Origin of the sequence: Nocardia beijingensis NBRC 16342 (genome assembly GCF_001612785.1) — a bacterium.
GTDB lineage: Bacteria > Actinomycetota > Actinomycetes > Mycobacteriales > Mycobacteriaceae > Nocardia > Nocardia beijingensis.
In genome coordinates, this window is sequence record NZ_BDBC01000029.1 from 129,494 (window position 1) to 150,020 (window position 20,527).

Below are 20,527 nucleotides of genomic sequence, written 5' to 3' on the forward strand. Positions count from 1 at the left end.
GCTCGGGTCGGCTGGACGGCCCCGCCGAGTCGAACGGCGCTGCTTCGGAGAGCGGGACAGACGGGTATCCCCGGTATCTCGACCACGGGGCAGCATGTCGCGAGTTCGTCCGGAGGGCCGATTCGGTGGCGGCGACCGCGACTCGAGGTGCGCCACAGGTAGTCTGGCGTCGGAGGGAGGGGGCCTGATGCTGATCGATTTCGTTCCCGACGGGAGGCTGTACCCTTTCGAGTCGCGCTGGTTCGACTCGTCCGTGGGTCGGGTGCACTACATCGACGAGGGGACCGGACCACCGATCCTGTTCTGTCATGGCGCTCCGACGTGGAGTTTCCTCTACCGCCACCTCGTGCGGGGCCTGCGCGACCGGTACCGGTGCGTCGCCGTCGACTACCTGGGCTTCGGATTGTCCGAACGTCCCCCTGGCTTCGGCTACACCATCGCCGAGCACACCGCGGTCCTCGGCGAGCTGATCGATCATCTGCGGCTCGACGGCTTCGTGCTGATGGGACACGATTGGGGCGGTCCCATCGGTCTTGGCGCGTCCACCGCGCGCGCGGATCGGGTGCGAGGGCTCGTGCTCGGGAACACCTTGTTCTGGCCGACCGAGGCGATGGCCAATCGGGTCTTCAGCATGATCATGAGTAGCCCTCCGATGCAGAAGCGGATACTCGAGCAGAATTTCCTCGTCGAGCGCGTCCTGCTCGCGGAGCTGGGAAGCAAACTCACCACGGCCGAGGCCGACCACTATCGCGCCGTGCAGCCCACCGCGGAAGCCCGTCGCGGACTCGCCGTGCTGCCCAGGGAGATCCGCGCCGCGCGCCCGCTGCTGGACCAACTCGCCCGAGACGTGCCCGCCCTGCTCGGCGACAAGCCGGCCCTGCTGGTGTGGGGGATGCGAGACATGGCGTTCCGTCCGAACGCCTATATCCCGCGAATGCGCGCCACCTTCACCGATATCGACATAGTCGAGCTGCCGCGCGCGGCACTTCGTTCAGGAGCACGCACCGGATGTGATCACGGCGGCGATCGCGAAGCGATTCCCGTAAGCACGGTCGCCGAACGTCAAGCTCGCCGACCAACCGCCGCCGATCCCGGCCGAGCAGCCCGATGAGGCTGAAAGTGGCACGTCGAATGGCTCGCTGAGGGGGACGTGGGCGCCGCGACGGATGGCCAGATGCTGTGTTCCGCGTGCGCGGCGGTGCCCTGCGGTGCGCAGCAGGAATCGCGAGATTGCTTGTGGGACAAGCAAACTCGATTCGGCGCGCGGTGCTGTATGCCCCGTCACATCTTGCTGAAGTTGTCCGGCCGGTAGTGCTAGTTTAAACGGAGGTTACCACTCCACTTAATTCTCGGTAAACGGCCTGATTCAACGGGGAAGGAGGCCGAGCGATGGTCGCTGTGGACTTCGGGGGTGCGGGCGCCGGACTCGGGGTCGCGCCGGGCGGAGTCGTCGAACGGGTGCGGGCGGCCGTGCGCGGGCGCGGCGGCGAAGCGGTCGGGCAGCTCGTGCTCATCACGGTGCTCTACCTCGGCTACCGCGCCGGGCGGTTGATCACCGCCGACGACACCGGGCGCGCCCTGGTCAACGCCCACCGGCTGCTCGGATTCGAGGACCGGCTCGGCCTGACGGACGAGCAATCGGTGCAGGCGTTGTTCGTGAACCGGGAATTCCTCGCCGTTCCGGCCAATTTCTATTACGCGAGCGCGCATTTCACCGTGGCCGTCGGAGTCCTGCTGTGGTTGTGGACGTTCCGTCCGGAGCACTATCGGTGGACCAGGAATCTCATGGTGGCGCTGACCGGTGCGGCGCTCGTGGTGCACATACTCTTGCCGCTCGCACCTCCGCGCATGCTGCCCGACCAAGGGTTCGTCGATCTGGCCGCGCGATACGGCCAATCCGTCTACGGCGACGCCGATTCCGGCGGTCTGTCCAATCAGTTCGCGGCCATGCCTTCGCTGCACGTCGGCTGGGCGCTGCTGCTCGGTGTGGCGGTGGTCGCCGCGACCCGCACGCCGTGGCGCTGGCTCGCCCTGGCCCATCCCGCGCTGACCACGCTCGTGGTGGTGGGCACCGCCAACCACTACTGGCTGGACACCGTCGTCGCCGTCCTGTTGCTGGCGGTGTCGGCCGTTCTCCATCCCCTCGTCGTGCCCGCAGCCGCGACGGCATGGGGCGTGATGGGTCCCGTTCCACCGAAAACCATGCTGACCAGCTCATAACTGCCCGCCACACGCCCGGCGGCGCTGACCGGAAATGCGCTGCGCCGCGCGTACGATCGCAGCCGTCCTAGTTCGCCCGTCCGGACAAGGAGTTGCCATGGAACTGATGACCATCGCGGATTTGCTGTCTTCGCTGGCGATTCAAGTGTTCGCCCTGTTGGGCGGGTTCCCCGGGGGTTACCCCGGCTGACCCGCTCCGGCCGTGGCCTTTCGCGCCGCGCTTCCTCGTGGCGAGTGTCTCCCGCATGAGCGCGGACAGGTCCCGACCGGTGAGTGCCGATTCCGATGAAGACAGTGGGCCGCGGTGGGCTGGAACGAGTAAGTCCAGGTCACTGCGGCCCGGGCGTCCTGACAGGGGAATACCGAAGGCGCGGCCGCAGCGTTGCGGACCGTGATCCGCAGATCGTGTAGCGGAACGGGGGCGCACCCACGGGTCGACACCACCCACGCCGAGACGTACTTGTCCCTGCGGCGGCGCTGCCGCACCACCGTGCGCGACGACGCTGGAGACCGGGCCGGAGCGAACTACCGGCGCAGGTTGCGGTCGAACAGGGCCAGCAGTTCCCGGTAGTGCCGTTCGTCGGCCTCGGGGTCGTAAGCGGAAGTGTCGGCCTGGGTGAAGCCGTGCTGGGCCCGCTCGTAGACCTCGGTCCGGTGCCGGACGCCCGCGGCCTCGAGTGCCTTGTCGAACTGGGCGATGTGCTCCGCGGTCATGTGGTGATCCTCGCCCGCGTGGGCGAAATACAACTCGCCGGAGATGTTTCCGACGATCAGGTGCGGACTGTCCGGGGTGTCGGTGACGAGCGGTCCGCCGTGGAACCCGGCCACCGCGGCCACCCGCTCGGGGAACATCGCGGCGGCCAGCACCGCCAGCCGCGCACCCATGCAGTAGCCGGTGACGCCGATCTTCCCCGCGGCGACCAGCGGCGAGTCCGCCAGCCACGCGAGGTAGGCGGCGACATCGGAACGCAGGAGTTCCGGTGTCAGCTCACGAATCATCGGGAAGACCTGTTGGAAGATCTCCGGCCGCTCCGCTGGATCGATGAAATCCGGCAGGTCGACCACGGGCGCCCGCCCGTGCCGGTAGTAGGCGTTCGGCAACAGGACGGTGTAACCGTGACCGGCGATGCGATCGGCCAACGACCGCAGGCTGGGCCGCACCCCGAAACCGTCCTGGATCACCAGCACGCCCGGATGAGCGGCGCCGTCGTCGGGGTAGGCGACATACGCGTCTGCGACACCATCGGCCGTGTGAATGTCGATCGTCCTACCGTGCACCGCAGTCATCGTCGAATTCTCCTGTCGCCTGGATCGTTTCGAACCTACCTCGAGCGGGATCGGCCGACTCGACGCGCTACCGTTGCCGGTGCATCGACCGTGGCCCCTTTCTCTGTCAGGCACCTGTGGCGGAGCGGACGATGCTCGTTCCTCCGCCGATCCAGGTAGCGCCCTCCGTGAAACCCGGTGTGGCACGGAATGAGCGATTACTGCTGCTGGTGTTCGTAGAAGGCGCGAACCTGGGCGGCGTGGCCGTGCTGGTCCAGCTCGACGACGTCGAGTACGCGATTGCCGTTCTCGCGCCGGTAGAGGAGGGCGTACCCGCCGGGGTTGGTCAGTAGTGCTTCTTCGGTGAAGGACAGTTCGGGCGCGAGTCGCAACCCCGATTCGAAGTGCTTGCGCAGTTCGGACTTGCCGCGCAGTCTGCCATCGGGTTTGCCCCATCGGCGCGTCACTGTGGAGGCGACGAAGTCCACGTCGTCGGCGTAACAGGCCATGATGGCATCGAGGTCGCGTGCGTTCCATGCTGCCAGCCAGGCGTCGGCGTGGGCTCGAGCTTCCATATCCGCATTATCGACCACGCCGCCTGCGCTAGTGCTGGGCGGCGTTGGCGTTGGCCCAGGTCTGGACGTCGCCGCGGTCGAGAGCCAGTGCCAGGAGCTCCGGGAACTTGTCGGGTGTGCAAGCGAAGGCCGGGATGCCGAGTCCGGCGAGGGCCGCGGCGTTGTCGTGGTCGAAGGCGGGGGCGCCGTCGTCGGAGAGCGCCAGCAGCACCACGACCTGGACGCCGGACCCCTGCAACGAGCGGACGCGGCGCAGCATCTCGTCGCGGATGCCGCCCTCGTAGAGGTCGGAGATCAGGACGAAAAGCGTGTCGGCCGGGCGGGTGACCAGGGTCTGGCAGTAGGCGATGGCCCGGTTGATGTCGGTGCCGCCGCCGAGTTGCGTGCCGAACAGCACCTCCACCGGGTCGTCGAGTTTGTCGGTGAGGTCGACGATCTCGGTGTCGAAGACCACCAGCGCGGTGCGCAGCGACCGCATCGACGCGAGCACCGCGCCGAACACCGACGCGTACACGACGCTGGCGGCCATCGAACCGGATTGGTCGATGGCCAGCACCACGTCCCGCCGCACCGCCTGGGCCTTGCGGCCGTAGCCGACCAGGCGTTCGGGCACCACGGTGCGATGCTCGGGCAGATAGGTGGCGAGATTCTTGCGAATCGTGCGGTCCCAGTCGATATCCCGCAATTTCGGCCGGGTGACACGGGCGGCGCGATTCAGCGCGCCGGAGACCGCGGCGACGGTATGCGCCGCGATGCGCTGCTCGATCTCCCGCACCACCTTCTCCACCACCATGCGCGCGGTGGCCTTGGTGGTCTCCGGCATCACCCGGTTCAGGCTCAGCAAGGTGCCGACCAGGTGCACGTCCGGCTCCACCGCCTCGAGCAGCTCCGGCTCCAGCAGCAATTGAGTGAGATCGAGTCGCTCCACGGCGTCGCGTTGCATGACCTCGACAACGGAGGCCGGAAAATAGCTGCGAATGTCACCGAGCCAGCGGGCCACGCGCGGCGCCGAACCCTGCAAACCGCCGGTGCGTTTGCCGGGTGAGGTCTCCTCATCGGTGTTGTACAGCGCCGACAGCGCCCGGTCCATGGCCGCGTCCGTGCCGGAGCCCAGCCCGCCGAGTCCTTCTTCCGCGGCCGCGCCGAGCACCAATCGCCAACGCCGGGACTGCGCTTCGTCGGTCATGCGGCGCCCTTCCGAGTATGAGCGGCGATCTCGCTGCGGTCTCGCCGGACTGCCTGTTCCCTCATGGTGTATCCGATCTCGGCACCCGGCGTGGTCGCGCTCCGCCGCCACCTCAGGGCCGGACTGCTCGTGCCGCGTCCTTTCCGGTATGCGCGGACGGCACGTGCAGACGCTGAGCTGCCGCCTCCGGTCCTGATCCGCTCGGACTCCCCGCCTTCGGGTGTGGGCGGAGCCTGCGTAGCAGTGCTGCGCTGCCGTCTGCGGGTCCGCTCGCTGGTGCAGGGCGCGCTTCGGGGATGGGCGGGGCCTTGCGCGGTGGTGCTGCGCTGTCGTCTGCGGACCTGGCGGCTCGTGCTCTGTGTGCTTTCGGTAGGGACGGCGTGGTGCTGCCGCGAGGCCGACCTCCATGCTCGGCCGCTCATACCGTGACCCCCAGAATCTCCGCTGCCGCCCGCACCGCGACTGTGGCGCGATCGACGTCGATGCCCGCGGCGGCCGCCGTGGGGGACACCGATCCGCCGTCGCGCACCGCCTGCCCGATCGCGCGGCGCTCACCCGATTCGAACGCGCCGAAGGTGCGGCGTAGCAGCGGCAGCGTCTCGACGAACGTGTCGTCGCCGAGGCCGCGCAGCCAGTCGTCGATGAGCCGCAGCAGTTCCCGATCGTGTACCAGCAGCAGGCCGCGACCGCCGAGGAAACCGTCGATCCACGCCGCCTTCGCCGCGGCGGTGGCGCCCACCGACAGCGCGGCGGCGAGCCTGCGCGCGGATTCGGCGTCATCGATGCGGCCCGCGTCGGCGAGCAAGCGGACCGCGCGCCCCACCAGCGCGCCGTGCACGTCGTCGCGGTCGGCGATCCGGCGCAGCGCGGCGAGCCACTCACCGGTGGCCCAGCCGTCGTCCCTGGTGTGGATGGCGGTGTGCGCCGCGTCCAGCAGACCGCGCAGTTCGGTGGCGGCGTCGGTATCCAATCCGGTGACCGCCGCGGGCAGGCCCGCGCAGATGCGCACCAGCAACCCGTCGGCCACGTGGGCCAGGGCTTTGGTGTCGGTGCCGCGCACGTCGCCGTAGCGCAGCGTGCGGATCAGGCCGGGCAGCGCGGCCAGCAGGTGGGTGACGTCGTGGTCGAGCGCCGCGGTGGATTCCAGCCGGGCGATCAATCCGTCGGTGGCGCCGCCCAGATCGGCCAGCAGCGCGACTTCCAGCGCTGCGGTCAATTCGCCGACCGAACGGTCCGAGCGGGTGGCGGTGTCGAGAATCTTCGCCTCCGCCGCGGTGCGGATGGTCGTGCCCCAGCGTGAGGCCTCGATGATCGAGATCGCGTACTCGGGATGCCATTGCAGCGTCCAGGTTTCCCGGAAGGTGCCGGTGCTGCGCACATCGCTGGTGGTGAGCGTGCCCCACTCGATGTCGAGCACCCGCAGCCGGTGCAGCAGGCGCGACCGCGCGACCTCGCGTTCCTTGCGCAGATCCAGGTCGACGGTGCGGATCGAAGGTTCCTGCTTCATCCGCAGCGATCGGATGGTGGCGCGCAGGTCGGCGTCCAGCGGCACGGTCGGCGTCTGCTCGGGAACGGCGCCCAGCGCCTCGCCGACGACGAGTTCGCCGATCACCAACCGCAGCATGGTCTCGTCGCCGCCGCACAGCACCGACCGGGTGGCCTCGGTGACCTCCGACAGACCGGCGAGCGGGCGACCGCGCAGCGCGGCGAGGGTGTCGGCGAGCCGGACGGCCTCGATGACATGCGCGCTGGAGACCGGCAGATCGTGAGCGCGCAGCACACCGGCGACCTTGGTCAGCCAGCGGGCGATCGGCCGCTCGGTGGCGGTGAACAGGTGGTGGTACCAGCCCGGCGAGGTGACGCCCGCGCCGTAACCGGACGTCGTGGACAACCGCGAATGCGTCCACGGCACCCAGGTGAGCTTGGCTTTGGCCTTCGGCAGACCCTTGAGCAACCGGGCATCGGGCGCGGCGGGACCGAGCGCCCCGGTGAGCGCGGGCGCATGCCACGCACCGCACACCACCGCCAGCCGCACCGCGCCGTCTTTGAGCGCCTTGCGCATCGTCTGGCGCATATAGGCCTCGCGCCGCAGGGTGTGGGCGTCGACGACGAGGGGCTCTGGCGGTTCTGGCACGAGGGTCGGTTCGGCGACCGCCTCCGCGACCGAATCCAACTCCGGTGCGGTGGCATTCGTTGATCCATCCGGTGCCGGCCGCACGGTCGGAGGTCGGTCGCTCGCGGCGCGACCGCCACCCGATTCGGCAGATTCCCGCAGCGCCCCCATCGCCTCGGTGATCGCGTCGAACGCGTCGGCGTCCGGCACCGATTCCACGACGGCGTCCCACCAGCGTTCGGCGTCGTCGTAGCCGCCGGCCGCGGCGAGCGCGGCGAGTGGATCGAAGCGGTCGCCGGGCTCGTCCTCCGTCGCGAGCGTGACGCTCGCGGGCAGATCGCAGAACCGCACGGGCACCTCGTGGTCGGCGGCGTAGCGCAGCGCCTGCCATTCGGGGGAGAACACCGCGTACGGCCAGAACGCGGCCTTGGCGGGGGCGTCGGGAACGTACGCCAGCAGCGCGACCGGCGGGGTCATCCCCTCCGCCGCGACGAAGCCGACCAGCGGATCGGCGTCGGCGGGCCCCTCGATCAGGATCATGTCGGGGCGGAACCGCGCCAGGGCCAGCCGCAGCGAGCGCGCCGAGCCGGGACCATGGTGGCGGATGCCGAAAACCCTGGTCACGGGGGCTGGTTCGGAGGTCACCCGGTGACCTCGCGGCAGGCGCGGTAGAAGTCCGCCCAGTCCGGTCGCTCGCGAACCACGGCCTCCAGATACTCCGTCCACACCACGGCGTCGGCCACCGGATCCTTGATCACCGAGCCGAGCACCGCGCCAGCGATATCGGAGGCGCGCAGCACACCGTCACCGAAGTGCGCCGAGAGCGCGATGCCGTTGGTGATCACCGAGATCGCCTCGGCCGTCGACAGCGTCCCGGACGGCGACTTCAGCTTGGTCCGGCCGTCGGCCGTGCTGCCCGAGCGCAGCTCGCGGAAGACCCGCACCACCCGTCGCACCTCTTCGGCCGCCGCGGGCACGGCGGGCAGTTCCAGCGCGGAACCGAGTTGCTCGACCCGCCTGCTGACGATGGCGACCTCCTCGTCCTCGCTCGCGGGCAGCGGCAGCACCACCGTATTGAACCGGCGGCGCAACGCGGAGGACAACTCGTTCACTCCGCGGTCGCGATCGTTGGCGGTGGCGATGACGTTGAAGCCCTTGGCCGCCTGCACCTCCGTGCCGAGTTCCGGCAGCGGCAGTGTCTTTTCGGACAGGATGGTGATCAGCGCGTCCTGCACGTCCGACGGGATGCGGGTGAGCTCTTCGATCCTGGCGATGGAGCCGGTCCGCATGGCCGTGAGCACCGGCGACGGGACCAGCGCCGCGTCGCTCGGCCCTTCCGCGAGCAACCGCGCGTAGTTCCAGCCGTAGCGGATCGCCTCCTCCGCCGTGCCCGAGGTGCCCTGCACCAGCAGCGTCGACGCACCGCTGATGGCAGCGGAGAGATGCTCCGACACCCACGTTTTGGCGGTGCCTGGCACGCCGAGCAGCAGCAGCGCCCGGTCGGTGGCCAGCGTCGCGACCGCCACCTCCATGAGCCTGCGCGGGCCGACGTACTTCGGGGTGATCACGGCGCCGTCGGGCAGGGTGCCACCGAGCAGGTAGGTGACCACCGCCCAGGGCGACAACCGCCACGACGGCGGGCGGGGCCGGTCGTCGGCGGCGGCGAGGGCGCGCAGCTCGTCGGCATACGCCTGTTCGGCGTGGGGGCGCAGCAGGCCGGGCGTCGGGTCGGTGGTGGTCACTGCAACTCCTCGAGCATCATCGAGCGGTGGTTGAGGTCATGGGCGAGCTGGTCGAAGGCCCGCTCCCAGGCGGGATCGTCGCATTTGCGGGCCACCGCGGACAGCGTGCTCGCGGCGGCGACGGGGAGGTGGACCGAGGCCGCGGCGAGCAGTGACCGGTGCGCGTTCGGCGCCGCGCCGTGCGTCTCGGGCCGCCGCGCCGCCGCCCGCGCCCGCTCGAACAGCAGCAGCACCACGTGCTGGGCCAGCGCTTGCGGCCACGGATGGCCCATCGCGGGCAGCAGCGCCTCGATCTCCGACAGCCACGAGCCGTCCAGCCGCACCAGGTGCGCGGTCCGGTCCGGCAGCGGAAGCAGCGCGAACAGCTCGCGCCTGCGCAGCATCGCCAGGTCGGTGGGCACGCCCGCTTCGAACAGCGCTCGCGCCCACGCCGAGTCGCGTTGGGCCAGTGCGGCGTCCACCCAGCCGTCGAAGATCGGCTGCCGGAACCGGTCTTCGATCGTGGCGCGCACCGCCTGCTGTGGCGTGCCGAGCACACCGGCCCAGTGCGTCAGCGGGGTCGCGGCGACCACCTGCCGCAGCCGGGCCGCGGACACGTCGGGCGCGCCGTTCCAGCGGTAGGCGAATTCGACGGTGCGATCGGTGATCCCGTCGCGCTGCGCGGCGGCGTCGGGCCGGTCCGGCATCGTGAGCACCACGTTCGTGTGCCGCATCCGGTGCTCGGCGCGGATCCATGCGCTCGCCCGCGCGCGCATCCGCTGCGAGAACGCCGATCCCGGCAGCAGCGCGAGCAGTCCGGCGGCGGTGCGGCGCACGTCGGCGCGCCGGTCGTCCAGCGCCGTTTCCAGCAGGGGCTCGTCGTCCTCGCCGAGTCCGTCGGCGAGCACGGCCAGCAGTTCGGCCTTCAGCGGCCCGGATTCCTTCGGCCACGCCGCGGTGAGTTCCGCTCGCGCCGCGCCCGGGTCGGCGCGCCGGAGGTCTGCGAGCCAATCGCGCCGCTCGGGTGGCCGTCCGAAAAGCCAGGTGTCCGAGGATGATTCGGCGGACGGCTGCCGCACCAGATCACGCCACGCCGGATGCCGGGCCGCCAGCCAGCTGCCGCGAGTGCCGGCGAGGCGCAGCAGCGACTCGCGCAAAGTCGCGTTGATCCGCGCGTGCTCGAGCAATTGCTCGCACAGCGCGTCGGGCGCTCGATAATCGTGCGGTCGCGCCGCCTCGAACCATTCGGGCAGGAACGCCGAGCGTTCCCGGAGCATGCGCGCCAGGCGGTCGGCTGCGGGGCGCGGAAGCGACGGACGGGGATCGTCCGCCGCGGGCTCCGGCGCCGCCGCGGTGGCAGGCGCTACCCCGCCGCGCGTGTAGAGGTCGTGCAGCGCGGCGGTTTCGAGCAACCGCAACGCGGGATCATGCGGCAACCGCTCGGCCGCTCGCGCGATCGGGGGCGCCAGCGTCGCGAGATCCGGGGCACGACGTGCGGTGCCGAGCAACGCGACGGAGGTGAGACCCGCGCTGCCGGTCGGCGCCGCCTGCGGAGGGGCCGTGTCGGGCACGAAGGTCTCGGTGTTCGCCAGATCGATCACCTCACCCGCGGTGAACACCGAGATCGGCTCCAAACCGTCGGCGCTCCACTCGCCGGCCACCGTCACCGGATGACCGCCGGAGACCGCCAGCAGCGTCCACGGTTGTTCACCGGGCCGGATCGGCAGCGCGGTTCCGTCGGATTCGGTGACGTACCAGCCCTGTTCGGTGCGGGTGGGCACCACATCGGTCAGCAGCATCGGCCACGAGCGCAGCCACGGATCGGCGCCGAGCGCGGACGCGTGCGCGGCCAGCGCGGCGGCGACGGTGGCCCGGTGGTCGCTGTCGGCGGGCAGCGTGGTGAACGGTTCCGCGGCGCTGTGCCGTTCGCCCCACAGCGCGCGCAGCGGCGCGGCGCCCGGATAGAAATGCAGCTGCGCGTCGGCCAGTTGCCCCAGGGCGGGAACGTCGGCGGGAAAACCAGGGGAGCCGAAGGAATGGTCGACCACCACCGCCCAGCGCCTGCTTTCGCGCCCGTACAACCAGGTGCGCCGGGTGTAGAGGCGCTCGTCCTCGGTGATCCGCGAGCCGAACACCATCCATCGGTCGCGGACCGGAGCTTCGGCGCGCACCGCCTCGGCCGGATTGGGATAGCCGACGTGGGTGCGGATGCTGGCGCGCAGCGCGGGCGGCGCCGCGTCGAGCTGCCGGTGCGCGGCGACCAACAGGTGCATGCGCGCGTACTCGCGCAGCACCACCTCCGGCCAGTCGGTTCTGGTGGCCACGGCGGCCGGGAGCCTGCGCAGGGCGGAAGCGAGGCCGGGAGCCTGCGCGTCGACCATCCTGGCGGCCACGGCCTCGAAGGCGCGATAGGAGCGATCGACCTGCGCGAGCCCGGTGCGCACCTGATCCCCGAGCCAGACGTCGAGTTCCTCCAACCCCGCCGTCACCCGCACCCGGCGCTGTTCGGCCGTGGCCGGGCTCGGGATGCGTGGCCGGTCGGCGGTGGCGGCGGCCCGCGCCGTGCGGCCGCCGATCCAGGCAGCCGCGTAGTCCGCGGTCTCCGGCGCGACGGCGACCTCGCCCGCGGACCAGCGCAGCAACAGCGACAGCGCGTGCTTGCAGGGGAACTTGCGGCTCGGGCAGGAGCACCGGTACGCCGGGCCGGACAGGTCGACGATCGTCTGATAAGGCGTGGCGCCGCTGCCCTGGCACCGGCCCCACAGCGCCGTGCCGTGCTGCCCGCACTCGCGCCAGCGGCCCACCAGCTTGCGCGCCGCCGACAGCGAATTCGCGTCCGGCGCCAGCGCCGTGACCTGCGCTTCGGTCCACGGCGTTGTCATCGGCCCGCTCCGGCTCGCTGCTGCCTCATCGCCTTCCTTCGCTGCTCGGTTGACCGGATTTCTACCCCAGCGCACCGACAAGTGTCGCCACCGGTGCGGCCGCGCGCACGGAACCGCTTGTGCCGGTTCCGCATTGACCGTTCGCGAAAATCTTGCGCCGATCGGGACGCTCTGGCATTCTGTCCTGTTCGGCTCGACCGAGCCACCCGGAACGGGTGTAGACACCATCGAGGCTGCCCGCCGGGGTTGGCGCGAGGGGTGGACATCGAGACGCGGCGCAGACGTTTCGATGACCATATCCATCCCCGCGGGCAGATTCGCTCGGGCGCGATGCGCGATCCGGACGCGATCGGGTAGCGTTTCGCACAGCTTCGACAAGGCGCCGCACACGGGGTCGGAGGACGTGGTGCGGCTCGATGGTGGAGGGGATTTTTCGCATGCGCCTGGATCCCGACGCTGTCCAGGCCGCCGGTTCCGCGGACGCGCCGCTGCGGCTCTCGGAGGTGGTGGCCAGGCGCCTGGCCGAAGATCCAGCGGTCACACCGTCGGTCACGCGGACCGTGTTGCGCGCACTCGGCGCCGCCGAATCGGACGACGCGTCAACGGCTTTCGATCACTCCGGAATCTTCCTCAGCGCCATCCGGGTGTGCGGCTTCCGCGGCATCGGCCCGGAGACCACGTTGCAACTGCCGCCCGGCCCCGGCCTCACGCTCGTGGTCGGCCGCAACGGCAGCGGCAAATCCAGTTTCGCCGAGGCCGCGGAGCTGGCCATGACCGGAGGCAACCGCCGGTGGGACGGTCGCTCGGCGGCGTGGCGGGAAGGCTGGCGCAACCTGCACGACGGCACGGCCGCCCGCATCGAGCTCGACTTGCTCACCGCGGGCGCGGCGCCGCGCCTCACCATCGCCAAGGAATGGGCGGCCGACGCCGACCTGCCGGACGCGCACTGGACCCAGCGGTTTCCGCCCGAGCCGCCGACGGAGTTCGACGCCGACCGCTGGGCCGCCCAGCTCGAGCTCTACCGCCCCTTCCTGTCCTACAGCGAACTCGGCGCGCTGGTGGACGGGAAGCCGAGCGACCTGTTCGACGCGCTGCACCAGCTGCTCGGCCTCGACGAACTCACCCTGGCGCAGGAACGGATCCGGATGCGCCGCCTCGAGCTGGAACGCGCCGTGCGGGATTCGCGTCAGGAACGCCTGGAGCTGCTCGAACTGCTCGCGTCGGTGGCCGACGACCGGGCGGTGCGGGTCGCCGGGCTGCTGCGGCCCGCCCAGCCGGATCTGGCCGCCGTCGCCCGGGAAGTGCTCGGCGCGGTGGACGACCCGGCCGGACCGGACGGTCTGCGCGCGATCGTGCGGCTCGCGCTGCCCGAGAACACCGAAGTGGAGGCGGTGGCCACCCGGCTGGAGGAGTGGGGCGCGGCGCTCGCCGCGGGAGCTACCGCCGACGCCGAAGCCGATCTGCGCCTGCTCGAACTGCTGCGCAAGGCACGGGAACATCAGGCGGCGAGCGGGCCGTGCCCGTGCCCTGTGTGCGGCGGCGGCGCACTCGACGCGGCGTGGGCGCGGGAGACCGATGCGGCCATCGAGCGGCTGAGCGCCCGGGTGGACGCGCTCACCACCGCCAGGGTCGAACTCGGCAAGGCCGTGCGCGCCGCGCGGGCGCTCCCCGACCTCGTTCCCGCCGAGCTGGATTTCGACCCGCGCAATCCGCCGTCGGTGGACACCACGGCGGTGCGCGAGGCATGGGCCGAGTGGGCCGCGTTGACCACCACCGAATACACCGATGACCTGCCCGCCCGGCTGCGCGCCGCGCACGCCCGGCTGGTCGGCGAACTCGACCTGCTGCAACAGGGCACGCGCAAGGAACTCGACCGCCTGGACGAGGTGTGGACGCCGCTGGTGCCGCGGATCGTGGCCTGGCTGGAAGGGGCGCGTGAGGTGGCCGCGCACGCGCCGGAGCTGCGCACGGTGAAGAAGGCCGAGGACTGGCTGAAGTCGGCCACCGCAGGCCTGCGCGGCGAGCGCATGACCCCGCTGGAGACGACGGCCAGGTGGGTGTGGCGCACGCTGCGGCAGCAGAGCAACGTCGAACTGGGCGCGATCCGTCTGCAAGGCAACGCGGGCACCGCGCGCCGCGTGCTGCTCGACGTGACCGTCGACGAGGTGGACGGCGCCGCGCTCGGCGTGATGAGCCAGGGCGAGCTGCACGCGCTCGGCCTCTCGCTGTTCCTGCCGCGCGCCACGGTGGAGCAGAGCCCGTTCCGCTTCGTCATGATCGACGACCCGGTGCAGGCGATGGACCCGGCCAAGGTGGACGGCCTGGCCCAAGTGCTCGCCACGGTCGCCTGGAGCAGGCAGGTGGTGGTGTTCACCCACGACGAGCGCCTCGCCGAGGCGGTGCGGCGCATGCAGCTCGACGCGACCGTGCTGGAAGTGCAGCGCCGCGACCGCTCGGTGGTCGAGGTGCGGGTGTCCAGCGACCCGGTTCGCCGCTACCTCGACGACGCCCGCGCTCTGGTGCGCACCCCGCAGCTGCCCGCGGCGATCGCCGACGAACTGGTGGCCACGTGCTGCCGCTCCGCGGTGGAGGCGGCCAGCCTGGCCAGGGCGCGGCGCAGCTTGCTCGCCGCGGGCATGGATCACCACGAGGTGGAACGCCACATCGATGCCGCGCATTCGACGCGGGCGAAGGTGGCGCTCGCGGTCTTCGGGGTCGGCAGCAGGGTCGACGACTTGAACAAGAACCTCATCGCGCGCGAAGGACGGTGGGTGGTGGACGCACTGCGCGACGCCACGGCGGGCGCGCACGTTCCGATCGGGCGCGATATGCGCGAGCTGATCGGTGAGACCGAGAAATTCGTCGCGTGGCTGGCCCGGTGAGGCGCCGATGACCGGGCGGCGTCGGCCGGTCGGCGCACGCCGTGGACCCGCGGGCGGCGGGCGCGCGACCCGGCACGGGCAGCGTGGGCGGAACAACGGCGCGCACCGCTCGCACGCGAATCGGCCGTCGGTCGCCGAACGGCTGGAGACCGTCGATCTGCTGCTCGCCGGATCGGTGACCGCGGCGGGCGGGCTCTGGTCGAGGGCGACGGCCTGGATTCTGCGAATCGCCCTCGAGCAGGCCGTGGACGAACTGTGGCTGCGGCTGGCCCCCGCGCTGGTCCGCTGTCCGATGCGGGCCCAGCTGATCGCGCTGCGCGCCTTCGCGGGACCGGACGTGGCGGCGCGCGTGGCCGTGCTCTGGGCCGCGCTGTCGCGCGCGGCCCACCACCACGATTACGAACTCGCTCCCAGCGTCACCGACCTGCGCCGTTGGCGGGAGCAGACCGTCGCCCTGGCCGCGGACCTCGAGGCCGTGCAGGCGCGCCGGGATTGATTCCGGGTGGGCGCCAGGTCGGCAAGACCGGCGGCGTGAGCGGATCGGCTCGGAAGCGGTGGCGACGTGCCTGCGGCGGGCGCCGTTCAGGCCGGAAGGACAATCATTACCCGGAGATGGCGGGAAGCGTGTGCCCACGGAGGCGCCGTGCAGGCCGGACGGGCAAGGCGTGTGCGGATCAGGAGCAGTGATGGCAGTGGGGTTCGGAAAGGACGCGGCATGAATGCGACGCGGCGATGCCCGTGTGGGCGTGGTGAGGCTTTCGACGACTGCTGCGGCCCGGTGCTGAGCGGCGAGCGTCCCGCTCCCACCGCCGAAGCGCTGATGCGCTCGCGCTACACCGCGTTCGCGGTGGGCGACACCGGCTATCTGCTGCGTTCCTGGCATCCGCGCACCCGCCCGCGCGAGCTGACCCTCGATCCCGCCCAGCGCTGGTTGTTCCTGGAGATCACCGGGACCGAGCGCGGCGGACTGTTCGACGACAGCGGCACGGTGGAGTTCGTCGCGCACTACCGGGACGCCGACGGCCGCGGCGCCCTGCACGAGACCAGCAGGTTCACCCGAGCCGACGGCGCCTGGGTCTACCTGGACGGCACGCACGAGGACTGAGCGGTAGCGTCAGCGGGCATGGCACGCGTCGCGATCGAGTACTGCACCCAATGCCGCTGGCTGTTGCGGGCGAGCTGGATGGCACAGGAGTTGCTCAGCACGTTCGCCACCGACCTGGACGAAGTGGCGCTGCGGCCCGGTTCGGGCGGGGTCTTCCGGATCACCGTGGACGGCGAACAGATCTGGGAGCGCAAAGCCGACGGCGGATTCCCCGACATCGCGGTGCTGAAGCAGCGGGTGCGCGACCGGGTCGCACCCGAGCGCGACCTCGGTCACGCCGACCGGCGCGACTGACACCGCGCCGGAAGCTCAACCGCAGCAGCCGCCACCGCAGCAGCCGCCGCCCGCCGGTGGCGCCGCCGGGGTGGACGCGGGCGCGCCGCCTCGGGAGACGGTGGCGAAGGTGGTCAGCAGTTTGACCGTGTCGTCGTGGCCGATCGGGCAGGTCGCGGGGGCCGACGACTCCGTCATCGGACGGGAGACCTCGAACGTGTCGCCGCAGCTGCGGCACCGATAGCTGTAACTCGGCATTCGCCCAGTTTAGGGCTTTCGCCGCCGGTGCGTTCGGATCGGCCTGCGCCAAATTCTTCGCAGCCGCCCGCCGCGTCCGTAGCGTGGCTGGGCAGCGCGGCGATGAAGAGGTGACGGCGATGGCGGACGGCAGCGCGGGAGCGGTACTTCGAGCGTTGCTCGAGCTGGGCCCGGCGCCGCGCAGTTCGATCGCCAGGCACGCGGGCATCTCACCCGCCACGGTGACCTGGCAGACGCGCGCGCTGCTCGACGCCGGGCTGATCATCGAGCTCCCGGAGACGGCGGGCGCGTCCGGGATCGGGCGACCGCACAGCCCGCTGGCGCTCGACACCGCGGGCAATGTGGCCATCGCGGTGCACATCGCGGCCACCCACACCACCGTCGCGCTGGTGGACATCGGCGGCACGCTGCGGCACACGACGAAGGTGCCGCATCGCACGCACGCTCCGTACGACATCCTGGCCACCGCCGCCGCCGAGGTGTGCCGAGTCCGCGACGACTTCGGCGACCTGCGGATCGTCGGCTTGGGCGTCGCGACCGGCGGCCGGGTCGACCGCACGGCCGGATCGGTCGTCGACCACGCGTTCCTGCGCTGGCGCGACGTCCCCGTGCGGGAGTATCTCGCCGCGCGGACCGGGTTGCCGACGCAGCTCGACAGCCACACCAGAGCGCTGATGCACGCCGAGCAGCTGTTCGGCCGCATGGGCGCGACGGCGAGCTCGGTGGTGTTGTTCGTCGGCAACGTGATCGACGTGGCCATCGCGGTGCACGGGCAGGTGCACTACGGGCCGAGGTCGGGCGCCGGTTCGATCGAGTCGCTGCTCGGCCTCGGCGCGGGCAAGAGCGCGCAGGGGGATTCCTCGCTGAACGATTACTACTCCGATCACGCGCTCCTCGAGCGCTACGGGTTAGCGTCGACCGTGCCGGAGCTGGTGGCGGTGGCGGCCGAGAAGACCTCCGTGCGGGACATGTTCCTGGAACGCGCCCGCGTGCTCGGCCGGGTGGTCGCGGCGCTGATCGATCTGCTCGATCCGGAATCGGTGGTGATCGTCGATCGCGGCCGTCGCATCGGCGGCGTCTCGGAGACGTATCTCGCCGCCGTGCGCGAACATTCGCTGCTGTGCGCCGACCCGGCCGAACTGGTGGCCTGCTCGTCGTTCGAGGGACGAGTGCTGGAGATGTCCGCGGGCGCGGTGGTGTTGCACGGCCTCTTCCACACCCCGCTGCGCGCGCTGGAGGCGGCCGTTTGACTCCGACTTATTTTAAGTAGAACGAATATTGACGTGCGGCAGTGGTATTCGGGAAAGTTCTTTCATGAAAGAAACGCACCGCGCCGTTGCCGGGATCGGATCGCCGCGGCGGTGTTGTCCGGGAGCGAAATATCCCCGACGACACCGGATTCGACCCAGGAAATCACCGTGCGCAATTCTCTCCGGCGATTGACACTCCTCACCGCCGCCACCGCTCTGCTCGCCGTCTCGTGTGCCACCGATGAGGGTGGCGACACCGATCTGGAATCCGCTCTGCCGACCACCGTTCCGGCGGGCACCTCGTTGTCGGTGGCGGTCCGCACCACCCGCGTCGCACTGGAAACCTCCGGCGAAATCGCGAAACTGCCGTTCACCGTGTCGGCCTGGCCCGCCGTTCAGGCCGGTCCCGACGTCATCCAAGCCTTCCGCGGCGGTTCGGTGGACATCGCGACGAACGCGGGCATCCCGCCCATCCACGCCCACGCCACCGGCCTGGACGCCAAGATCGTCGGCGTCAAAGTCCGTGACATCCCGAACTATCAGCTGGCCACGGCGCCGGGCGTGAGCGTCAACTCGATTCAGGACCTGCGCGGCAAGAAGATCGGCTTCTCGCCCGGTCAGGCCCAGGGCGTCGTGGTGCTGCGCACCCTGCGCGCCGCCGGCATCGGCCTGAACGAGGTGCAGTTGGTGGAACTGAACAGCCCCCAGTTCCTCACTGCCTTGCAGGGCAAGCAGATCGACGTCGCCCCGCTCGGTGAGCCGTCGCTGACCAAATATCTGGACAAGTATCGCGGGCAGGGCGCCACGGCGGTGGCGACGCCCGCGGTGGACGCGCTGAGCGTTCTTTGGGCGCCGACCGCCGTCCTGCGCGACTCCGCCAAACTCGCCGCCGTCCGGCAATTCGTCGAGTTCTGGGCGCGTGGCGAAGTCTGGGCCTGGGAGCATCCCGAGGAATGGATCTCCTCGTATTACGTGAAAGATCAGGAAGTGTCCGCCGCGGACGGCCGCCGAATTCTGGAGACCACTCAGAAACCTTATTTCCCGGACAATTGGGACAAGGCGATCGCATGGGAGCAGGAAACCGTCGACTTGCTCACCGGATCCGGCTTTTTCGGCAAGCCGTTCGACGCGAACGAGTTGTTCGACCGCCGCTTCGAACGAGTCGCCGCCGAGGCGGTGACCGCGAACTACCGCACCCAGGACAACCGGTGAACCGCCCGAGCGCCCGTAACCGTCAGGAGTCGCCATGACCATCGCACTCACTCGCGCCGTCGCGGCGCCGCCGTCGCGAACCGACGGCTTCGTCGAACGCAGGCAACTGCGCAGGCTCGGCCTACGCAAGTCCGTGCCGTTCGCCAGGATGCTCGGCGTTGTGGTCGTTCTCGGCCTCTGGGCGGCGGGCGCGCACTTCGGCTGGCTCGACGAACGCAAGCTGTCGGCGCCGTGGACCGTGCTGGAAACGGGCTGGGACCTGCTGGTCAACGGCTCGCTGGTGGACAACATCGCCGCCTCCGTCCAGCGCGCAGGCATCGGCCTCGGCATCGGCGTGCTGGTCGGCACCACGCTCGCCCTCGTCTCGGGCCTTTCCCGGTTCGGCGAGTCGCTGGTGGACGGCCCCATCCAGGTGAAGCGGGCGATCCCGAGCCTCGGCCTGATCCCCCTGATGATCCTCTGGCTCGGCATCGGCGAATCGTTCAAGATCGTGCTGATCACCCTCGGCGTCGTGATCACCATGTACATCCAGACCCACGCTTCGCTCACCACCATCGATCAGCGGCTGGTGGAACTGTCGGAGGTGCAGCGGGTTTCCCGGGCGACCTTCATCAGAAAGGTCGTGGTGCCGGGTTCGCTGCCCGGCTTCTTCCTCGGCCTGCGGCTCTCGGTGACCGGCGCGTGGCTGGCGCTGATCGTGGTCGAATCCGTCAACGCCATCGACGGGCTGGGCAAGATGATGCAGAACGCCCAGAACTACGGCCAGGCCGACGTGATCCTGGTGGGCCTCGCCGTCTACGGCACGTTCGGTCTGGTGTCCGACGGCGTTATCCGGCTGGTCGAGCGGAAGGTGCTGTCATGGCGACGGACGATCGCGGGGTAGGCGTCCAGATCCGCGGCCTGACCCGCGGTTTCGGAGAACGCACCGTGCTCGACGGCATCACGCTGACCATTCCGGCGGGACAGTTCGTCGCACTGCTCGGCCGCAGCGGGTCGGGCAAGAGCACCCTGCTGCGCGCGCTGGCCGGGCTCGACTACGACGTGACCGGCGCCGGGACGCTGCGGGTGCCCGCCAAGACGTCGGTGGTGTTCCAGGACTCCCGCCTGCTGCCATGGCAACGGGTGCTGGCCAACGTGCTCTACGGCCAGCCGCGCTCGCGCAAGGCCGCGGCGGTGCGCGTGCTGACCGAGGTCGGTCTCGCCGGACGCGAACGGGCGTGGCCGAACGAGCTCTCCGGCGGTGAGCAGCAACGGGTTTCGCTGGCCCGCTCGCTCGTCGGCGAGCCGGACCTGCTGCTGGCCGACGAACCCTTCGGCGCGCTGGACGCGCTGACCAGGATCAAGATGCACGAACTGCTGCGGCAGCTGATCCGGCGCCGCCGCCCGACCGTGCTGCTGGTCACCCACGACGTGGACGAGGCGATCGCGCTCGCCGACCGGGTGCTCGTGCTCGATGAGGGGCGCATCACGGTGGACGTGCCGGTGGACCTGCCCGCCGAACGGGACCCGAGCCTGCCCGAATTCCAGCGCGTGCGCCGCGCATTGCTCTCTTCGCTGGGCGTCGCCCCGGCCGCTGTCTGAAAG

General features: G+C 70.7%; 16 protein-coding genes and 1 pseudogene. 10 read left to right on the plus strand and 7 right to left on the minus strand.

Annotation, left to right across the window (positions count from 1 at the left end):
- Positions 1-187: 187 nt before the first annotated feature.
- Both NB3_RS18090 and NB3_RS18095 read left to right on the plus strand, forming a co-directional pair.
- Positions 188-1,046, plus strand: a pseudogene (locus NB3_RS18090) (haloalkane dehalogenase).
- A 343-nt stretch (positions 1,047-1,389) separates the two neighbouring features.
- The gene (locus NB3_RS18095; protein WP_084823448.1) at positions 1,390-2,220 is read left to right on the plus strand and encodes a phosphatase PAP2 family protein; all 831 of its coding nucleotides are present in this window, start codon (positions 1,390-1,392) and stop codon (positions 2,218-2,220) included.
- Between the two features lie 525 nt (positions 2,221-2,745).
- Here NB3_RS18095 and NB3_RS18100 read toward each other — a convergent pair.
- From NB3_RS18100 to NB3_RS18125, 6 genes are all read right to left on the minus strand, one after another.
- Entirely contained in the window at positions 2,746-3,507 is a 762-nt protein-coding gene (locus NB3_RS18100; RefSeq protein WP_067804436.1) for a dienelactone hydrolase family protein, read from the minus strand.
- Between the two features lie 197 nt (positions 3,508-3,704).
- Entirely contained in the window at positions 3,705-4,061 is a 357-nt protein-coding gene (locus tag NB3_RS18105; RefSeq protein ID WP_067804439.1) for a YybH family protein, read from the minus strand.
- A 28-nt stretch (positions 4,062-4,089) separates the two neighbouring features.
- On the minus strand, positions 4,090-5,247 hold the full coding sequence (locus NB3_RS18110; protein WP_067804442.1) for a VWA domain-containing protein: 1,158 nt from the start codon (positions 5,245-5,247) through the stop codon (positions 4,090-4,092).
- A 418-nt stretch (positions 5,248-5,665) separates the two neighbouring features.
- Positions 5,666-8,023, minus strand: a complete 2,358-nt coding sequence (locus NB3_RS18115; RefSeq protein WP_067804614.1) for a DUF5682 family protein — start codon at positions 8,021-8,023, stop codon at positions 5,666-5,668.
- Entirely contained in the window at positions 8,002-9,102 is a 1,101-nt protein-coding gene (locus NB3_RS18120; protein WP_067804445.1) for an ATP-binding protein, read from the minus strand. Before NB3_RS18120 ends, NB3_RS18115 begins: the two co-directional genes overlap by 22 nt.
- Positions 9,099-11,963, minus strand: a complete 2,865-nt coding sequence (locus NB3_RS18125) for an SWIM zinc finger family protein (protein ID WP_067804448.1) — start codon at positions 11,961-11,963, stop codon at positions 9,099-9,101. The genes NB3_RS18120 and NB3_RS18125 overlap by 4 nt, the downstream gene beginning before the upstream one ends.
- A gap of 437 nt (positions 11,964-12,400) precedes the next feature.
- Between NB3_RS18125 and NB3_RS18130 the strand changes: the two genes are divergently transcribed.
- From NB3_RS18130 to NB3_RS18145, 4 genes are all read left to right on the plus strand, one after another.
- A complete protein-coding gene (locus tag NB3_RS18130; protein WP_067804451.1) occupies positions 12,401-14,845 on the plus strand; it encodes an ATP-binding protein in 2,445 nt (814 codons plus the stop codon).
- Between the two features lie 7 nt (positions 14,846-14,852).
- Entirely contained in the window at positions 14,853-15,341 is a 489-nt protein-coding gene (locus NB3_RS18135) for a hypothetical protein (RefSeq protein WP_084823450.1), read from the plus strand.
- Positions 15,342-15,560: 219 nt separating this feature from the next.
- A complete protein-coding gene (locus NB3_RS18140; protein WP_067804454.1) occupies positions 15,561-15,950 on the plus strand; it encodes a YchJ family protein in 390 nt (129 codons plus the stop codon).
- 18 nt (positions 15,951-15,968) lie between these two features.
- Entirely contained in the window at positions 15,969-16,244 is a 276-nt protein-coding gene (locus tag NB3_RS18145) for an Rdx family protein (RefSeq protein WP_067804457.1), read from the plus strand.
- A 15-nt stretch (positions 16,245-16,259) separates the two neighbouring features.
- Here the strand turns inward: NB3_RS18145 and NB3_RS34210 are convergent, their stop codons facing one another.
- The gene (locus NB3_RS34210; RefSeq protein WP_084823451.1) at positions 16,260-16,481 is read right to left on the minus strand and encodes an FmdB family zinc ribbon protein; all 222 of its coding nucleotides are present in this window, start codon (positions 16,479-16,481) and stop codon (positions 16,260-16,262) included.
- Positions 16,482-16,600: 119 nt separating this feature from the next.
- Here NB3_RS34210 and NB3_RS18150 point away from each other — a divergent pair, with 119 nt between their 5' ends.
- From NB3_RS18150 to NB3_RS18165, 4 genes are all read left to right on the plus strand, one after another.
- Entirely contained in the window at positions 16,601-17,731 is a 1,131-nt protein-coding gene (locus NB3_RS18150; RefSeq protein ID WP_067804619.1) for an ROK family transcriptional regulator, read from the plus strand.
- 168 nt (positions 17,732-17,899) lie between these two features.
- A complete protein-coding gene (locus NB3_RS18155) occupies positions 17,900-18,943 on the plus strand; it encodes an ABC transporter substrate-binding protein (protein ID WP_244891954.1) in 1,044 nt (347 codons plus the stop codon).
- A 34-nt stretch (positions 18,944-18,977) separates the two neighbouring features.
- Positions 18,978-19,826 carry an ABC transporter permease gene (locus NB3_RS18160; protein WP_067804460.1) on the plus strand — a complete coding sequence of 283 codons (849 nt, stop codon included), beginning with the start codon at positions 18,978-18,980 and terminating at the stop codon, positions 19,824-19,826.
- Complete coding sequence (locus NB3_RS18165) at positions 19,802-20,524, plus strand: ABC transporter ATP-binding protein (protein WP_067804463.1); 723 nt, start codon at positions 19,802-19,804, stop codon at positions 20,522-20,524. The genes NB3_RS18160 and NB3_RS18165 overlap by 25 nt, the downstream gene beginning before the upstream one ends.
- Positions 20,525-20,527: the final 3 nt, after the last annotated feature.

Coding starts and splice junctions, on each gene's coding strand:
- NB3_RS18095 (WP_084823448.1), top strand. CDS start 1,390: ATGGTCGCTGTGGACTTCGGGGGTGCGGGCGCCGGACTCGGGGTCGCG.
- NB3_RS18100 (WP_067804436.1), bottom strand. CDS start 3,507: ATGACTGCGGTGCACGGTAGGACGATCGACATTCACACGGCCGATGGT.
- NB3_RS18105 (WP_067804439.1), bottom strand. CDS start 4,061: ATGGAAGCTCGAGCCCACGCCGACGCCTGGCTGGCAGCATGGAACGCA.
- NB3_RS18110 (WP_067804442.1), bottom strand. CDS start 5,247: ATGACCGACGAAGCGCAGTCCCGGCGTTGGCGATTGGTGCTCGGCGCG.
- NB3_RS18125 (WP_067804448.1), bottom strand. CDS start 11,963: ATGACAACGCCGTGGACCGAAGCGCAGGTCACGGCGCTGGCGCCGGAC.
- NB3_RS18130 (WP_067804451.1), top strand. CDS start 12,401: ATGCGCCTGGATCCCGACGCTGTCCAGGCCGCCGGTTCCGCGGACGCG.
- NB3_RS18135 (WP_084823450.1), top strand. CDS start 14,853: ATGACCGGGCGGCGTCGGCCGGTCGGCGCACGCCGTGGACCCGCGGGC.
- NB3_RS18140 (WP_067804454.1), top strand. CDS start 15,561: ATGAATGCGACGCGGCGATGCCCGTGTGGGCGTGGTGAGGCTTTCGAC.
- NB3_RS18145 (WP_067804457.1), top strand. CDS start 15,969: ATGGCACGCGTCGCGATCGAGTACTGCACCCAATGCCGCTGGCTGTTG.
- NB3_RS34210 (WP_084823451.1), bottom strand. CDS start 16,481: ATGCCGAGTTACAGCTATCGGTGCCGCAGCTGCGGCGACACGTTCGAG.
- NB3_RS18150 (WP_067804619.1), top strand. CDS start 16,601: ATGGCGGACGGCAGCGCGGGAGCGGTACTTCGAGCGTTGCTCGAGCTG.
- NB3_RS18160 (WP_067804460.1), top strand. CDS start 18,978: ATGACCATCGCACTCACTCGCGCCGTCGCGGCGCCGCCGTCGCGAACC.
- NB3_RS18165 (WP_067804463.1), top strand. CDS start 19,802: ATGGCGACGGACGATCGCGGGGTAGGCGTCCAGATCCGCGGCCTGACC.